Genomic DNA, 15,427 nt, shown 5'->3' with positions numbered 1-15,427 from the left:
TCAGGCGCCCGCGCGTCGGGCGGCGCGGCCGACCGCGTCGCGCAGGCGGCGTTCCAGGGCCTGCTGCTTGCCCTTGCTCCAGAACTTCAGACCGAACAGGTCCTTGACGTAGAACACGTCCACGACCTGCGCGCCGTAGGTGGCGATGACCGCCTGGCTGATCTGGACGTTCGCCGCCGCAAGCGCCTGCGTCAGGTCGTAGAGCAGGCCTGGCCGGTCGCGGGTATCGACCTCGATGATGGTGTAGATCTCGGACCCGTCGTTGTCGAAGGCGACCGTGGTGGGCACCTTGATGGGACGCTCGCGCTTGCGGATCTCGCGCCCCTCCAGCGCCTTCCGGGTCACGACCTCGCCCCCCAGGATGCGTTCGATCATGGACTTCAGCCGCGCCAGCCGCGCGGGCGCATAGGGGTGGCCCTCGCCGTCCTGCAACCAGAACGTGCTGGTGGCGTAACCGTCCTTCGACGTGTAGGTCCGGGCGTCCACGATGTTGGCCCCCACAAGCGAGCATGCCCCGGCCAGGCGGCTGAAGATGCCCGGATGATCCTGACCCGCGAATAGGACGCGCGTGGCGTCGCGGTCCTCGTCGGCTTCCAGTTCGACCTTGATCTCGCCGTTGTCGATGTCCCCCAGCATATGGGCGAAACGGACCTGGGCCGCCGTCGGAATGCCCTGCCAATAGGGGCCGTAATGGCGCCCGATCTCGGCGCGCAGTTGCGCTTCCGTCCAGTCGGGCAGGGCGCCGCGGAACAGTCGCTTGGCCTTCGCCTCGCGCGTGGTGCGCGTCAGGTCCTCCAGCCCGTTCTCCAGGGCGTCCGCGGTGGCGCGGTGCAGGGCGCGCAGCATCTGGGCCTTCCAGTTGTTCCACACGCCGGGCCCCACGCCGCGGATGTCGCAGACCGTCACGAGGGTCAGCAGGTCCAGCCGTTCGCGCGTGCCCACCGCCTTGGCGAAGCCCCGCAGGGTGCGGGGGTCGGTGACGTCGCGCTTCTGGGCCACGTCCGACATCAGCAGATGGTGGCGGACCAGCCATTCCACCGTCTCGCATTCGGCGGGCTTCAGACCCAGGCGGGGGGCCACGTCGCGCGCGATGCGGGCGCCCAGGATCGAATGGTCCTCCGACCGGCCCTTGCCGATGTCGTGCACCAGCAGCGCGACATAGAGGACGCGGCGGTTGATCCCGCCCGCGACGATGGCCGAGGCCAGGGGCAGGTCGGCCTTCAGGTCGCCGCGCTCGATCTCGGCCAGGGTCGAGATCACCTGGATCGTGTGCTCGTCCACCGTGTAGCTGTGATACATGTTGAACTGCATCATCGCGACGATGGGCGCGAATTCCGGGATGAACGCGGACAGGACCTCCAACTCGTTCATGCGGCGCAGCGCGCGTTCGGGGTTCCCGTACTTCAGCAGCAGCGACAGGAAGATGCGGTTGGCCTCCGGGTCGTCGCGCACGGCGCGGTCGACGAGGTGGCGGTTGGCCTTCAGGAGGCGCATGGCGTGTGGGTGCAGCAGAAGGCCGGTGCGCAGGGCCTCCGCGAAGATGCGCAGGATGTTCAGCCGGTCGGACAGGAACGCATCCGCGTCGATCACGTCCAGGCGGCCCTGACGGACCTCGTAGGGGGGGGCGACCTTGCGGCGCCGCTTCAGGAAGCCCAGCAGGCCCGGTTCGGACTTCGCGTTCTCGGCCTCCAGGGCGGTCAGCAGGATGCGCGTCAGGTCGCCCACCGCGGTCGCGTGCCGGAAATAGGACTGCATGAAGTGCTCGACGCCCAGACGCCCGCCGCCGTCGGCGTACCCCATCCGCTCCGCCACCTCGACCTGCATGTCGAAGGTCAGCATGTCGGCGGCGCGGCCGGCGATCAGGTGAAGGTGGCAGCGGACGCACCACAGGAAGCGGTCCGCAGCCTCGAAGGCGGCGAACTCGTCCGGCAGGAAGACGCCCAGGGGCACCAGGTCGGCGGCGTCGCGCACGCCATAGCGGTACTTGGCGATCCAATACAGGCATTGCAGGTCGCGCAGGCCGCCCTTCGCTTCCTTCACGTTGGGTTCCAACACGTAGCGGGCGCCGCCCTGCTTGCGGTGGCGGGCGTCGCGTTCCCCCAGCTTGGCCTCGATGAATTCGGGGGCGGTGCGGGTGAACAGCTCCGACCACAGCGTGTCGCGCAGGGTGGCCGACAGGGCCGCCTCGCCGCAGACGTGGCGCTGCTCCAGCATGGCGGTGCGGATGGTCATGTCCTCGCGCCCCAGCGCCAGGCATTCGCGGACCGTGCGGGTGGCGTGGCCGACCTTCAGCTTCAGGTCCCACAGCATGTAGAGGATCGATTCCACCACCGATTCGATCCAGGGCGTGACCTTCGTGGGCGTCAGGAACAGAAGGTCCACGTCCGAGAAGGGCGCCATTTCCGCCCGGCCATAGCCGCCGACCCCCAGGATCGCGAACCGCTCGCCCTCCGTCGGGTTGGGGCAGGGATGCAGGCGGGTGACGGCCGTGTGGTGGACCGTCCGGACCAGGTTGTCCGTTAGATAGGCATAGGCCCGCGTGACGATGCGGGCGCGGCCGGGGCGGTCGGAGAAGCCCGCGGCGATGGCGTCGCGGCCGCGGGCCAGGGCCGTCCGCAGGACGCCCACCGTCGCGCGTCGCAGCGCCATCGCGTCGCCCGGCCCCATCCCGTCGGTCGCCCGGGCCAGCGCGGCGGCCACGGCGTCGGCGTCGAAGATCGCCCCGGCGGGGGCGATCAGCTCGTCGACCGATTGGTCGAGCGGATCGGAGGGGGCGGTGCGGGGTTCGCTAGAAGCCGGCGCCGCGGAGGCTGCTGGGGGCAGGGCTGACCACCTGTGCTGTTCGGTTCACGACCTGGGCGACCGCCAGCGCCCGCTGGTTCGTGCCGTCGCCCAGCAAGCGGAATACGCCGCCCGTCCCCGCGAAGCCACCCCCCGCGGTCAGCGTGGACCGGCCCACCGTCTGGCCGCGCGCCGCGATGGCGCCGACGGCGGCGATGCCGTCATAGGCCAGCCCTGCGAGCGGATGCGGCCCCCCGCCGTAGTTCGCGGCATAGCGGGATCGGAACTGCGCGGTCGCGTTCGGGTCGGGCAGGGTGAAGTATCCCCCCTGCAGGCTGGACAGTTCCAGCGCCTCGCTGGGCACGTCCCACCGGGTCAGCCCGAGATAGCGGAACGCCTCGCCCCCGATGCCCGTTTCTGACAGGAGTTGCGAGATGACGGGCAGGTCGCCCGCCGTGTTCCCCGTCAGGAAGACGGCGTTGGCGTTCGAACCGCGCGCCGCCTCCGCGATGGTGGGCACGGCGGCGGAGATGCCCGCCTGCGACAGGCCATAGCCGACCGTGCCGGTGATCTGTGCCCCCGTGCGCGCGCCCGCCTGCAGCACCGCGTCGCGGGCCACCGCGCCCGCGGCGGTGTCGGCATGGGTCAGGACCACGCGGTCCCGGCCCTGGCTGGCGGCGAAGGCCAGGATCCGGCTCGCGGTGTTCTGGAACGTGTTGCCCAGGACCCAGACGTTGCCCCCCGCGATGTCCGTGTTGTTCGAGAACGACAGGACCGGGATGCCGGATCCGGCCGCCGCCACGCCCGCCGCGGCCGCATTCTCGGCATAGAGCGGGCCCAGGATGACCTGCGCGCCCCCCGCGATGGCCTGCTGGGCCGCGGCCTGCGCGCCCCCCGGGGTGCCCTGCGTCGGGAACACGGCCAGGTTGACCGCGCCCGGGCCCAGATCGGCCACCGCTAGGCGGGCCGCGTTCTCCAGCGACCGGGCGACGGTTCCGTCCGAGCCGCGCGCCGAGCCATAAGGCACCAGCAGCGCCACCTGGACGGGTCCGTCGCCGCCGACGCCCGCGCCGCCCACCGTCCCGCGGGGCGATGGGACCTCGCAGGCCGCGACGCCCCCCAGGACCAGGACGGCCAGGGCGGCCCGGCGGAGGCGGGCCAGGAACGGTGTCCCGGCGCTGGTGGTGCGGTGCGGCATGTGCGTCTCTCCCGAACGTGATAGGGGCGAAGCTAGGCCGCCCCCGGGGCGGAGTAAACGACCCCGATCGAAAGGGCGCGCGATGACGGAAACCGGCCGATCCGCCCCCGCCGTGGAGGCCGCGCTGCACCTGGTGGCCGTGCCCATCGGCGCGGCCCGCGACATCACGCTGCGCGCGCTGGACCTGCTGGCGGGTGCCGACGTCCTGGCGGCGGAGGACACGCGCGCCCTGCGCCGGCTCATGGACATCCACGGCATCGCCCTGGGGGACCGGCCGCTCGTGGCCTATCACGACCACAACGGCGAACGGGTGCGCCCCCGGCTGCTGGGCGCTCTAGCCGAGGGGAAGTCCGTCGCCTACGCCTCGGAGGCCGGGACCCCGCTGGTGGCCGATCCGGGGTTCCGCTTGGCGGTCGACGCGCGGGCGCGGGGTGCCGCGGTGCGCGCCGCGCCGGGGGCGAGCGCGGTCCTCGCGGCGCTCTGCGTGGCTGGGCTGCCGACCGACCGGTTCCTATTCGCGGGCTTCCTGCCGCCGAAGGCGCAGGCGCGTCGCACGGCCCTGGCGGAACTGGGCACCGTGCCCGCGACGCTGGTCCTCTACGAAAGCCCCAAGCGCGTGGCGGCGATGCTGACCGACGCCGCCGCCGTGCTGGGCTCGCGGGACGCTCGCCTGTGCCGCGAGCTGACGAAGCGGTTCGAGGACGTCTGGTCCGGCGACCTGCCCACCCTGGCCGCGCGCGCGGATGCCGAGCCCCCCAAGGGCGAGATCGTGGTCCTGATCGACCGGGCCGCCCCCGCCGCCGCCACGGACGACGACCTGCGCGCGATGCTGGTTGACCGCCTGGCCACCGAGGGGACGAAGGCCGCGGTGCAGGCCGTGACCGAGGCCACCGGCGTGCCCCGCAAGCGCGTCTATGCGCTGGCGCTGGAGATGAAGGGGTGACGAAGGGGGTGAACCATCACGCCGGCCTAGCGGCGGAGGGGTCGGTCGGGCGCTGGTACGAGGCGCGTGGCCACGTCGTCCTGGCCCGACGCTGGCGCGGCAAGGGGGGCGAGATCGACCTGATCGTCGATTGCGGCGCGGAGATCGTCTTCGTCGAGGTCAAGGCGTCCGCCACCCACCATGCCGCGGCGCAGCGGATCCGTCCCGCGCAGGTCGCGCGCCTGCAGGTCAGCGCGCAGGACTGGCTCGACCGCAACGGGCGGGACGCCCTGACGCCCATGCGCTTCGACGTCGCCCTGGTGGATGGCCAGGGCATCGTGGACGTGATCGAGAACGCGCTGATGTGATGCGCGCGGATGCACGCCCGCGGGCGTGGACACGGCCCCCGCCGCGCGCCATCTAGGCCACGCAGCTCGGCGGAGGTCCCATGCCCCAATCCCTGAAGGTCGCGTTCCAGATGGACCCGATGCCGGGCGTCGACATCGACGCCGACAGCACGTTCCGCATCGCCCTGGAAGCGCAGGCGCGGGGCCATGCGCTGTTCCACTATACCCCTGATTCCATTGCCTACGTCGAGGGGCGCATCCTGGCGCGCGGGCAAGATATGGAGTTGCGGCGCGAACGGGGGAACCACGTCACGTTCGGACCCGTGCGGGAGGTAGACCTGGCGGACATGGACGTCGTGTGGCTGCGCCAGGACCCGCCCTTCGACATGGCCTACATCACCACCACGCACCTTCTGGACCGGATCCACCCCGCCACGCTGGTCGTCAACGACCCGACCTGGGTCCGCGGCTGGCCCGAGAAGCTGATGGTGCTGGACTTCCCCGACCTGACGCCGCCCACGGCCGTCGCGCGAAGCCTGGCCCTGCTGAAGGAGTTCCGCGCGCGCCATGGCGACGTCATCCTGAAGCCGCTCTATGGCAACGGGGGGGCGGGGGTGTTCCGCCTGACGCCGGAGGACCGTAACCTCGATTCGCTGCACGAGCTGTTCGCCGTGATGAATCGCGAGCCCCTGATCATGCAGAAGTTCCTGCCCGCCGTGTCGAAGGGCGACAAGCGTGTGATCCTGGTGAACGGGGAGCCGGTGGGTGCGATCAACCGCATCCCCGCCGAGGGTCAGACGCGGTCCAACATGCATGTGGGCGGGCGCCCCGAGAAGGTCGCGCTGACCGACCGCGACCGCGAGATCTGCGCCTGGATCGGTCCGCGCCTGCGCGAGCACGGGCAGGTCTTCGTGGGCATCGACGTGATCGGCGACTGGCTGACGGAGATCAACCTCACCTCGCCCACCGGACTGCAGGAACTCGAGCGGTTCGACGGCACGAACGCCGCCGCCGCCATCTGGGAGGCGGTCGAGCGGCGGGTCGGTTGAGGCGCGCAACGTCCACCGTACATACGAGGATCGCCGCTTAAGTTCGACGTGCTGTGATGCAGGACCGTTCCGAACGGGGCGTCGGGCCTAGGCCGCGCTGCCCACTACGAGGCGGTAGCTCAGCGCCTCCGCCACGTGGGCGCGGCCTATGTCGCCGGAGCTGTCGAGGTCCGCGATGGTGCGCGCAACCTTTAGCACCCGATGATAGCCGCGCGCCGACAGCTTCATGCGCGCAACGGCGCCGTCCAGCAGGTCCCGCGCGGCCGCGTCGGGCGCGGCCAGGTCCGTCAGGCGGTCGCCCGACAGGTCCGCGTTGACGCGCACGTCGTCCATCCCGGCATAGCGTTCGGCCTGCACCTCGCGCGCGTCGGCCACGCGGGCGGCCACCCGTTCGGACGTCTCGCCCGTGGGCGGCAGCGTCAGGTCGGAGACGGGAACGGCCGGTACCTCCAGCCGCAGGTCGAAGCGGTCCATCAAGGGCCCCGAGATCTTTGCCAGGTACTCCTCGCCGCAGCCGGGTGCGCGGGAGCAGGCGGCGTCGGCGTCGAACAACATCCCGCAGCGGCACGGGTTCGCGGCGGCGATCAAGAGGAACCGGCAGGGATAGCGGACATGCGCGTTGGCCCGCGCGATCACGACCTCCCCGGTCTCGATGGGCTGGCGCAGCGTCTCCAGCACGGGGCGCGGGAACTCCGGGAACTCGTCCATGAAGAGCACGCCGTTATGGGCTAGGCTGATCTGGCCAGGCCCCGCGCGGCGGCCCCCGCCCGCGATGGCGGCCACCGACGCGGTGTGGTGGGGTTCCTGGAACGGGCGGGCCTGTAGGACGCCGCCTTCGGGCAGGGTGCCAGCGAGGCTGTGGATCATCGACGTTTCGAGCGATTCGGCGGCCGTCAGCGGCGGCAGGATCGTGGGCAGGCGGGCGGCGAGCATGGACTTGCCCGACCCCGGCGGGCCGACGAGGAACAGGTGGTGGCGGCCTGCGGCCGCGATCTCTAGCGCGCGCTTGGCGCGTTCCTGACCGCGGACCTCGCGCAGATCGGCGCGCGGGGGCGGCGCGGGCAGGCGGGCGCTGGCAGCGGGCTGCAAAGGCATCCGCCCCGTCAGGTGGTCGATCAGCGCGCCCAGGGACGGGGCGGGCAGGACGTTGTCGGGATCGACCCAGGCGGCCTCCGGCCCGCAGGCGGCGGGACAAAGGAGCAGGCGACCCAGATCCTTCGCGGCCACCGCGGCAGGCAGGGCGCCGGCGACCGCCTCCAACGCGCCGTCGAGCGACATCCCCCCGATGGACAGGGCGTCGGCCACCGCATCGGCCGGCACGACGTCGAGCGCAGCGAGCAGCGATAGCGCGATGGGCAGGTCGAAATGCGCGCCTTCCTTCGGCAGGTCGGCAGGCGACAGGTTCACGATGATGCGCCGCGCGGGCAGGGCGATGCCCAGCTCCGCCAGCGCGGTCCGGATGCGGTCCTTCGCTTCCGACACGGCCTTGTCGGGCAGTCCCACGATCCCGAGATACGGCAGCCCCGGCGTGACCGCGCATTGCACGTCCACGGGCCGGGCCTCCAACCCTTCGAAGGCGACGGTGGTGGTGCGGGCGAGGGTCATGCCGGGAGGGATGGCATGGGGGGTGTTAGGGTGGGGTAAAGGGGGTGAGCCTGCGATGGGCGCGTCTGTGTCGAAACCGGGCGAATGGCTCCCGCCCTCCGCTGCTCGTCGGATGCGAAGGCATCGCGGCAGGTCCCGAAGGCGGCGTGCTCGACGGTCCAGCTCGTGAGGTATCGTCGAAGAGAACCTGTTTGACCGAAACTTCGGTGTCGGTGCTTCACTTAGGCGGTCTCGGTGTAGGCGCACACCAGCGAGCCGCGCTCAACTGCATACATGAGGGGTCGGTTCCGCTATCGTGTCTTTCGATGGCGATTGACTCAGCGAACGGGTCCACAATTCGGGAACGCGACCGACGGCTTGCCGCCGACATCGCGGAAAGGATGCTCGTCGCCGCCTCTCCGGATGACAGGTGGACGGCAATCCAGCGAACGTTGGAGGGACTGGGTGCGACAGCCGTGAACGCCGCAGCCATTTGCGAGCAGGAAGGCCGATCCTTTTGGTTTCGAAGCACGTTGGCAGAGGCGACGTTGGAAACCTACGTCGACGAGGAGTTCCATGCGTCGGACTTCATCGTCAAGCACGCCGCATGGAGCCGGCATCCTCTACGATGGCGGACTGCGGATCGTAGCATCTACGAGACGATTCCCCAGCACGGGTCTTTCGCGGGTTTCGTCCGTGATTCGGGGGAGCGTTCGATCGTGTGCCTGACCGCACGACCGACGCCGAGTTCGGGGGCGAACACGATCACCTATTGCTCGAAGCTCGAACCATCCGAGGTCATGGACACGGAGAACCTCCATCGAATAGAAACCGCGATCCGATTGCTCCTGCCGTGGCTCGACTGGCCCGAAAGTGCGTCGGCGACCGATCTCCTGCCAATCCGCAGGCGCGAACTATCGGTGCGGGAAGCCCAGGCGCTTCGGTTGCTGGCGGGCGGGATGATGAACGCGCGGATCGCCGACGCGATGGGGATCAGCGAGGCGATGGTGACGAAGCATCTGCGATCGGCACGCTGGAAGCTGAACGCGAAGACCCGAGAGGAGGCGGTCGCGAAAGCTGTCCGAGCGGCGCGAATCGGCCCGTAAAGGTATCGATTTCACGACGTAGGCGGCACGGTCACGAACGCCCATTCTAAAGCTCTGCAAACGGAGATGACGATGGGCTGCTTGTACGACGGCGAGGAATACAGCGAAGGCGCCGAGATCTGTAGGTTCGGCTCCCTCTTGCGATGCCGGAACGACGGCTGGGTGGCGGTCGGAACGTGTGCCGCCAGCGGCGAGGCACCGATCCTGCCGGTTCTGTCGATGGTCAGTCGCTACGTCAACAAGTCGCCGGAGGAAGCGTCGGCGTTCAAGGCCGATCCGACCGGCTATCTCTCGGCAAGGCTGGAAGATGTAGGCATTCCCATCCCCGATGGCTTCCACGCTCATTATGTCGATACCGACGGCGGGGACCTTTCACCTCCCGAGGATGCCGAGATCCCCGAGGGACGAGAGGTCTTCGAGATCTCGGACGGGCAGGTCTCCCTGGTGGAGCAGCGCGGCATCCGGGCGGCCTGCCAGAGATGCTATGGCATCTGCATCGTGCTCCCCCTCTGAGACGTCGGACATCGCGTCCCCGAGCGAAGGAAGTCCCCCGATGGGCATTCACGGCGGCAATTGGTCATTCGGCAGATACGATGTCGAGAGGCTCGTCGAATTCGCCCAGCAGAAGAAGCGGCGAAGGCGGCGGCGAAGCGTCTGCGCGAAGACGGCGGACGGAGCAAGACGATCCCCCGGCCCTTCAAACGCCGAACGATCCTGGACATGACGTTCAGTTCCGGGATCAGAATAAAGATGCTGGTCACCGTCCGTGCGACCGACGCGGATGGTCAGCCGCTCGACATGACGCGTATCTGGGTAACGAAGAACGGCAGGAACCGCGATATCCACCGACCCCACAAGGGCAAGGGCGAGTATGGGAACTTCGGGCCCTACTCGTTCGAGTACAAGCCCGCTTCCAGCGGACTTACGAAGCTGAAGATCCAGACCGGGGGCGATAGGCCATCGATCATCTTCTATACGGTTAAGCAGATCGGCTAACGATACGCGCGCCGGCCACGGACGCGGTCCGGAACCATTCGTGACCAATGGGTATGGTCGTGCGCCGGCAGAGTCGGCCATGACCAAAGGGTTCTCCGCTCGCGCCGTACCGATCCCGTTTCCTGCCGGGGTCCGCCGGATGGACCGGGTGGCCGAACCCGGCTGGACGCCCCCGCCTCATGCCCCCATCGGGAACGGCTTCGTCAGCAGCCCCATGTCGTAGACGTCGAGCGTGCGGTCCGCGGCTTCGCCCTCCGCGCGCCATTCGCGCAGGGGGGCGTGGGCGAGGTGGGCGTCGACGTAGGATCGCATGGTGGGGGTGGCGGGCAGGTCGTAGCCTGCGATGCGCATGGCGACGGGGGCGTAGAAGGCATCCGCGGCCGTGTAGGCGCCGAAGAGCCAGGGGCCGTCGTCCGTCGCGGTTTCCCGCGCCAGGCCCCACAGGCGGTCCAGGCGGTCGAGGTCGGCTCGCACCGCGTCGTCAGGCACGAACCCGTCCCAGGCCACGCGGAGGTTCATGGGGCAGGCGGCGCGCAGGGCCGTGAAGCCGCTGTGCATCTCGGCCACCAGCGACCGGGCCAGGGCGCGGGGGCGGGGGTCGCGGGGCCAGTGGCCGGCGTCCGGGTGCGCTTCAGCCAGGCCTTCGGCGATGGCGATGCTGTCGGTCCACACGGCGCCGTCCGGCATGCGCACGGTGGGCACCGTTCGGGCGGGGGCATAGTCGCGCAAGGCCAGCACGAAGCCCGGGTCGTACATCCGCGCCAGATGGGTGCGGACGGGAAGGTCGAAGGCGGCGAACAAAAGCCAGCCGCGCAGGGACCAGGAGGAGTAGGATCGGTCGCCGATCAACAGGTCGTAGGTCATGGCCCGTCCATGCCCCACCGCCCCCCGCGGAGGAAATCAGGATTCCGCGGCTAGGTCATCACGGAACGGCATCGACCGAGTGGGCCAAGGGGTCCGCGCCCCAGTCGATGCGCGTCAGCGATAGGGGGCGGACGCCCTGGGCCACGGCGTCGTTCGGCGGGATGCGGGCGGCTTCGGCCCACAGGCACAGGATCACGCCGAAATGGCAGACCACGATCAGGTCGTCGTGACGCGCGTAGCGGTCCAATGCCGCCGTCACGCGGGCCAGGACGTCGTGCCACGATTCGCCTCCGGGCGGGCGGACGTCGCCGGGCCGGTCGAAGAAGGCGCGCAGCAGGGGCCCGTCGATCCGCTCGAAAGGGCGATCCTCCCACGCGCCGTAGTGGAACTCGCGGAAGGCGGGCTCGTCGGGCAGGCGGGGGCGGCCGTCCTGGATGGCGTCGGCGGTGGCGCGGGTGCGGGACAGGTCGCTGCTGACGATCGCGACGCGGGGGAGGGCGGCGGACAGGCGGGCCAGAGCGTCGGTGTCCGACAGGTCGGCGGGGCGGTCGGTGTGGCCCAGCATCGTCTTGGCATGGGTCGGTCCATGACGGACGAGCCAGAGACGGGTCATTTTAGGACCTGCCCCAGGCCCGCGGTCACCAGCACGACCCGGTCGCAGGCGGCCGCCAGACGCTGGTTCAGCGCGCCCTGTTCGCGCTGGAACCGGCGGGCCAAGGCATTATCCGGCGTGATCCCCCCACCTACGTCATTTGACACAACAAGAAACCGCGCTTGCGCGGTCGTCATAGCCTCAACCATTCGGGTCAGGGATGGTTCCCATGGGGCATCGTCCATCATCGTGTTGGTCAGCCACATGGTCATGCAGTCGATCAGCACAATGCCCGTCGCCGCGGCGCAGGGGGTGGCCAGATCGGCGGGCGCCTCCACCAGGGTCCAGTCGGCGTCGCGGCGCGCGGCGTGCCGTGCCACCTTGGCCGCCATCTCGTCGTCCCCCACCCGCGCGGTGGCGACGTACGTGACCGGGCCACCTGCGCGGCGGGCCACCCGTTCGGCCCAGACTGACTTGCCGGACGCCGCGTGACCCAGGACCAGGGTGGTTTTGGAAGTATCGGACATCGCTGCGATTTTTTTCTGATCCAATCCCCACCCCTGCGCGTAACACCCCTATGAGGCCGGAACTCCGGCCCGCACGAGAAGCCGTCCCGGGGGGTGCATTATGGCGCTAGACTTCAATTCCGACAACTCGCTGTCGCGTCGCGCCATGAAGGCGGAACTGCTGGATGCGGAGACGGAACTTCGCCTCGCCTATGCCTGGCGGGACGACCGCTGCGAGGAAAGCCTGCATCGTCTGATCACCGCGTACATGCGATTGGCGATCTCCATGGCGGCGAAGTTCAAGCGCTACGGCGCGCCGATGAACGACCTGATCCAGGAGGCCGGGCTGGGCCTGATGAAGGCCGCCGAGAAGTTCGATCCCGACCGTGGGGTACGTTTTAGTACATACGCCGTGTGGTGGATCAAGGCGTCGATCCAGGACTACGTCATGCGCAACTGGTCGATGGTCCGCACCGGATCCACGTCGAGCCAGAAGTCGCTGTTCTTCAACCTGCGCCGTGTGCAGGCCCGGCTGGAGCGGGAGGCCCTGGCCGAAGGCGTCGTGCTGGACCGCCAGACCATGCGGGAGCGCATCGCCACCGAGGTCGGCGTGCCGCTCCACGACGTCGAGATGATGGAGGGCCGGCTGTCTGGGTCCGACTTCAGCCTGAACGCCACGCAATCCTCCGACGAGGACGGGCGCGAATGGATCGACACGCTGGAGGACGGCGCCGATCAGGCCGATTCCTCCGTCGAGCTGAAGCACGACACCGCGATGCTGCGCGAGTGGCTGCTGACCGCCATGAGCGCATTGAACGACCGCGAGCGTTTCATCGTGCGCGAGCGCAAGCTGCGTCCCGAGCCTCGCACGCTGGAATCGCTGGGCAACGAGTTGAAGCTGTCTAAGGAGCGCGTCCGCCAGCTGGAGGCCGCGGCCTTCGCCAAGATGCGCAAGTCGCTGGACAACCAGTCGCGGGAGGTGCGCGGGTTCCTCCTGTGATCCGCGCTGCTCTGGCGCTGGCCCTCGTGGCCGGCGCCGCCGCCGCGTCCCCCGAGATTCCCCCCGACACGCAGGTCGTCTGGCTGGGCGAGATCCACGACAACCCCGGGCACCACGACACCCAAGCCACGCTGACGGCGAAGTTTGCACCCGATGCGCTGGTGTTCGAGATGTTGTCGCCAGGACAGGTGAAAGATGCCGCGGGCGTGGACCGCACGGATGCCGACGCGCTGGAGGAGGCCTTCGCCTGGGCGGACGGCGGCTGGCCCGACTTCGCGATGTACGCCCCGATCTTCGCCGCCGTCCCGGATGCCGCGCTGTACGGTTCGGCCCGACCCCCCGCCGCCACGTCGCGTGCCGTGCAGGTGGGCGCGCTGGCGGTGTTCGGGGCGGATGGGGCGCGGTTCGGGCTGGACGCGTCCCTGCCGCCAGACGAGCGGGCCGCACGGGAGGCGGGGCAGGCGGCCGCCCATTGCGATGCGCTGCCCCCGGACCTCCTGCCCGGCATGGTCGAGGCGCAGCGCCTGCGCGACGCCGACCTGGCCGCCGCCGCCCTGCGGGCGCTGGACGACGGCGCCGACAGGGTCGTCGTGATCGCGGGCAGCGGCCATGTTCGCCCCGACCACGGCGCGCCCACATTGCTGGCCCTGGCGGATCCGGACGTCCGGCAGGCCGTCGTGTGGCAGGGGGAGGACGGGGCCGCCCCGCCCGATTGGGACGCCGCCATCCCCGTGAGCACCATATCCGCCCCCGCGCCGGAGCGTGGCGACCCCTGCGCCGCGTTCCGCTGACGCTGGACGTCCTCGTCCCCGCCCCCTAGCGTGGAGGCAATGCAGGGCAGGCGCATCCTTCTGATCGTCGGCGGCGGGATCGCCGCGTTCAAGGCGCTGGACCTGATCCGCCGCCTGCGGGACCATGGCGCGACCGTCACCCCCGTCCTGACCCGCGCGGCGGAAGCGTTCGTCACCCCCCTGTCGGTGTCCGCGCTGGCGGCATCGAAGGTCTATCGCGACCTGTTCGACCTGACCGACGAGGCGGAGATGGGCCATATCGAGTTGTCGCGCGCCGCCGACCTGGTCGTGGTCGCGCCCGCCACGGCGAACTTGATGGGCAAGATGGCGCAGGGATTGGCCGACGACCTGGCGACCACGCTGCTGATTGCGACGGACAAGCCCGTGCTGATCGCGCCCGCGATGAACGTCCGCATGTGGGAGCACCCCGCCACGGTCAGGAACCTGGCCACACTGCGGGGCGACGGGATCGGCGTGATCGGTCCCGTGGAGGGTGCGATGGCCTGCGGCGAGTACGGATACGGCCGATTCGCCGAGGTGCCCGACATCGTCGCCGCGATCGCCGCAGGCCTGTCCGACGGGCCGCTGCGGGGGCGGCACGTGCTGGTGACGTCGGGCCCCACGCACGAGCCCATCGACCCCGTCCGCTACATCGCCAACCGGTCGTCCGGTGCGCAGGGAACGGCCATCGCCGCCGCATTGCGCGACCTGGGCGCACGCGTCACCTTCGTTTCGGGCCCCGCCGACGTGGCCCCGCCCGGGGGCGTGGACGTGGTGGCGGTCACGACCGCCCGGCAGATGGCCGACGCGGTCGTGACTGCGCTGCCCGCGGACGCCGCGGTGATGGCCGCCGCGGTGGCGGACTGGCACGTCGTCAACGCGACCGACAGCAAGATGAAGAAGACGGCGGGCGGTCTGCCCGAACTGCGCTTCGCCGAGAACCCGGACATCCTGGCCGACCTGTCACGTCGCGCCGACCGCCCCCGGCTGGTCGTGGGCTTCGCGGCGGAGACCGATGACGTGATCGCCCACGCCACCGCCAAGCGGGCGCGCAAGGGCTGCGACTGGATCGTCGCCAACGACGTGTCGCCCGCCACCGGCATCATGGGCGGAGCGGAGAACGCCGTGACGGTGATCGACGCGAACGGGGCGGAGGCCTGGCCGCGCATGTCCAAGGCCGACACCGCCCGCAGGCTGGCACGCCGGATCGCGGACGCCCTGGCCGATGGCTGACGCGGTCCTGTTCCGCCGCACGGACGCCAACCCGGACCTGCCCTTGCCCGCATACGCGACGGCGGGCGCGGCCGGCCTCGACCTGCGCGCCTGCCTGCCGGACGGGCCTCTGGATCTGCCCCCCGGCGGACAGGTCCTGGTCCCCACCGGCTTTTACGTCGCCCTGCCGCCCGGCACGGAGATGCAGGTCAGGCCGCGCTCGGGCCTGTCGTTGCGGCATCGCATCCTGGTGCCCAACGCGCCGGGCACGGTGGACGCGGATTATCGCGGCGAGGTGATGGTCGGCCTGTGGAACGCGGGCGACGCCCCGTTCCGCGTCGAACACGGCGACCGCATCGCGCAGGCGGTGATCGCGCCCGTGCTGCGCCCGCCCGTGCGGGAGGCCGATGCCCTGCCCCCGACCGCGCGGGGCGCGTCGGGCTTCGGCTCCACCGGGCGGCGCTGACCCGCGACCGGGC

At 70.4% G+C, this 15,427-nt stretch carries 16 protein-coding genes; 10 read left to right on the top strand and 6 right to left on the bottom strand.

What is annotated here, in order from left to right:
• Both P0084_RS15185 and P0084_RS15180 read right to left on the bottom strand, forming a co-directional pair.
• On the bottom strand, nt 1-2,823 hold the full coding sequence (locus tag P0084_RS15185; RefSeq protein WP_374213682.1) for a [protein-PII] uridylyltransferase: 2,823 nt from the start codon (nt 2,821-2,823) through the stop codon (nt 1-3).
• Nucleotides 2,789-3,979, bottom strand: coding sequence for an ABC transporter substrate-binding protein (locus tag P0084_RS15180; protein WP_308917719.1), 1,191 nt, complete (start codon nt 3,977-3,979; stop codon nt 2,789-2,791). The genes P0084_RS15185 and P0084_RS15180 overlap by 35 nt, the downstream gene beginning before the upstream one ends.
• Before the next feature lie 82 nt (nt 3,980-4,061).
• Between P0084_RS15180 and rsmI the strand changes: the two genes are divergently transcribed.
• The 3 genes from rsmI (at nt 4,062) to gshB (ending at nt 6,297) form a co-directional block, all read left to right on the top strand.
• Nucleotides 4,062-4,922: a 16S rRNA (cytidine(1402)-2'-O)-methyltransferase gene (gene rsmI, locus P0084_RS15175; protein WP_308917718.1), complete on the top strand. Its 861-nt coding sequence runs from the start codon at nt 4,062-4,064 to the stop codon at nt 4,920-4,922.
• Complete coding sequence (locus P0084_RS15170) at nt 4,919-5,269, top strand: YraN family protein (protein ID WP_308917717.1); 351 nt, start codon at nt 4,919-4,921, stop codon at nt 5,267-5,269. The genes rsmI and P0084_RS15170 overlap by 4 nt, the downstream gene beginning before the upstream one ends.
• Nucleotides 5,270-5,349: 80 nt before the next feature.
• Nucleotides 5,350-6,297 (top strand): glutathione synthase, encoded by a 948-nt coding sequence (gshB, locus tag P0084_RS15165; RefSeq protein ID WP_308917716.1) that lies wholly within the window; start codon nt 5,350-5,352, stop codon nt 6,295-6,297.
• Nucleotides 6,298-6,384: 87 nt separating this feature from the next.
• Here gshB and P0084_RS15160 read toward each other — a convergent pair whose 3' ends face one another.
• Entirely contained in the window at nt 6,385-7,902 is a 1,518-nt protein-coding gene (locus tag P0084_RS15160; protein WP_308917715.1) for a YifB family Mg chelatase-like AAA ATPase, read from the bottom strand.
• A gap of 305 nt (nt 7,903-8,207) precedes the next feature.
• Between P0084_RS15160 and P0084_RS15155 the strand changes: the two genes are divergently transcribed.
• From P0084_RS15155 to P0084_RS15145, 3 genes are all read left to right on the top strand, one after another.
• Nucleotides 8,208-8,987: a helix-turn-helix transcriptional regulator gene (locus P0084_RS15155; RefSeq protein WP_308917714.1), complete on the top strand. Its 780-nt coding sequence runs from the start codon at nt 8,208-8,210 to the stop codon at nt 8,985-8,987.
• Nucleotides 8,988-9,059: 72 nt separating this feature from the next.
• Nucleotides 9,060-9,500: a hypothetical protein gene (locus P0084_RS15150; RefSeq protein ID WP_308917713.1), complete on the top strand. Its 441-nt coding sequence runs from the start codon at nt 9,060-9,062 to the stop codon at nt 9,498-9,500.
• A gap of 207 nt (nt 9,501-9,707) precedes the next feature.
• Nucleotides 9,708-9,983, top strand: coding sequence for a hypothetical protein (locus P0084_RS15145; protein WP_308917712.1), 276 nt, complete (start codon nt 9,708-9,710; stop codon nt 9,981-9,983).
• Between the two features lie 177 nt (nt 9,984-10,160).
• On the opposite strand, the gene P0084_RS15140 is transcribed toward P0084_RS15145, so the two are convergent.
• Genes P0084_RS15140 through cobU form a run of 3 tightly spaced genes read right to left on the bottom strand, consistent with a single transcriptional unit; the run spans nt 10,161 to nt 11,966 of the window.
• Nucleotides 10,161-10,847 (bottom strand): glutathione S-transferase, encoded by a 687-nt coding sequence (locus P0084_RS15140; protein ID WP_308917711.1) that lies wholly within the window; start codon nt 10,845-10,847, stop codon nt 10,161-10,163.
• Between the two features lie 58 nt (nt 10,848-10,905).
• Nucleotides 10,906-11,460, bottom strand: coding sequence for a histidine phosphatase family protein (locus P0084_RS15135; protein ID WP_308917710.1), 555 nt, complete (start codon nt 11,458-11,460; stop codon nt 10,906-10,908).
• The gene (gene cobU, locus P0084_RS15130) at nt 11,457-11,966 is read right to left on the bottom strand and encodes a bifunctional adenosylcobinamide kinase/adenosylcobinamide-phosphate guanylyltransferase (protein WP_308917709.1); all 510 of its coding nucleotides are present in this window, start codon (nt 11,964-11,966) and stop codon (nt 11,457-11,459) included. The genes P0084_RS15135 and cobU overlap by 4 nt, the downstream gene beginning before the upstream one ends.
• 100 nt (nt 11,967-12,066) lie before the next feature.
• On the opposite strand from cobU, the gene P0084_RS15125 reads away from it, so the two are divergent.
• The 4 genes from P0084_RS15125 to dut are packed head-to-tail and all read left to right on the top strand — an operon-like array spanning nt 12,067 to nt 15,414.
• A complete protein-coding gene (locus P0084_RS15125) occupies nt 12,067-12,945 on the top strand; it encodes an RNA polymerase factor sigma-32 (RefSeq protein ID WP_308917708.1) in 879 nt (292 codons plus the stop codon).
• Complete coding sequence (locus P0084_RS15120) at nt 12,942-13,736, top strand: ChaN family lipoprotein (protein WP_308917707.1); 795 nt, start codon at nt 12,942-12,944, stop codon at nt 13,734-13,736. The genes P0084_RS15125 and P0084_RS15120 overlap by 4 nt, the downstream gene beginning before the upstream one ends.
• Before the next feature lie 39 nt (nt 13,737-13,775).
• Complete coding sequence (gene coaBC / locus P0084_RS15115; RefSeq protein ID WP_308917706.1) at nt 13,776-14,969, top strand: bifunctional phosphopantothenoylcysteine decarboxylase/phosphopantothenate--cysteine ligase CoaBC; 1,194 nt, start codon at nt 13,776-13,778, stop codon at nt 14,967-14,969.
• Nucleotides 14,962-15,414 (top strand): dUTP diphosphatase, encoded by a 453-nt coding sequence (gene dut / locus P0084_RS15110; RefSeq protein WP_308917705.1) that lies wholly within the window; start codon nt 14,962-14,964, stop codon nt 15,412-15,414. The genes coaBC and dut overlap by 8 nt, the downstream gene beginning before the upstream one ends.
• Nucleotides 15,415-15,427: the final 13 nt, after the last annotated feature.

The sequence above is a fragment of the Jannaschia maritima genome, from assembly GCF_030973515.1.
Classification (GTDB): domain Bacteria; phylum Pseudomonadota; class Alphaproteobacteria; order Rhodobacterales; family Rhodobacteraceae; genus Jannaschia; species Jannaschia maritima.
Note: the sequence above shows the minus strand (reverse complement) of the source record. Positions and strands in the feature narration are given on the sequence as shown.